General features: G+C 74.0%; 1 protein-coding gene. It reads left to right on the top strand.

The window, feature by feature from the left end; all coding sequences use genetic code 11:
* The coding region (locus tag BTA51_RS30580) for a hypothetical protein (RefSeq protein ID WP_210404958.1) at positions 1–454 on the top strand (454 nt) is incomplete at both ends.

The following is a 454-nucleotide window of genomic DNA, read 5'->3' as shown; positions in this document are numbered from 1 at the left end:
GGCCAGGGGCTGCTGGAGTCCTTCTCCGAGACCTGCGTCCACTGCAACGGCCGCGGCGTCATCGTCCACATGGAGCAGCCGACGTCCGCCGGCGGCGGTGGCGGCGGCAAGAAGTCCAGGAAGCGGGGCCGCGGCGGCGCCGCCCAGGACCACGAGCACGCCCACGACCACGGCTCCGACGACCACGCGTCCGCCGAGCCGGCGGAGACCGAGGCCGAACTGGCCGCCGAGCGCGCCGCCCCGGGCACTCCGGCTCATCGCCTCCACCCCGGGAGGCCACCGGTGCTCGGCGGCGGTCCCTGGCGCGGGCAGGAAGTACATGCTCCGCTCGCCGATGCCGGAGCGGACGATGGGCCCGGCCTGGAAGTCGGTGAACTGCATGACCTCGTACGCGATTTCCTCGCCGAGCAGGCCGATGGCCCGTACGGCGTCGAAGTGGATGCCGACGTGGCGG

Origin of the sequence: Hahella sp. CCB-MM4, assembly GCF_002260525.1 — a bacterium.
Classification (GTDB): domain Bacteria; phylum Pseudomonadota; class Gammaproteobacteria; order Pseudomonadales; family Oleiphilaceae; genus Hahella.
The sequence above is the reverse complement of the archived record's forward strand: the minus strand, read 5'-3'. Positions and strand labels throughout refer to the sequence as shown.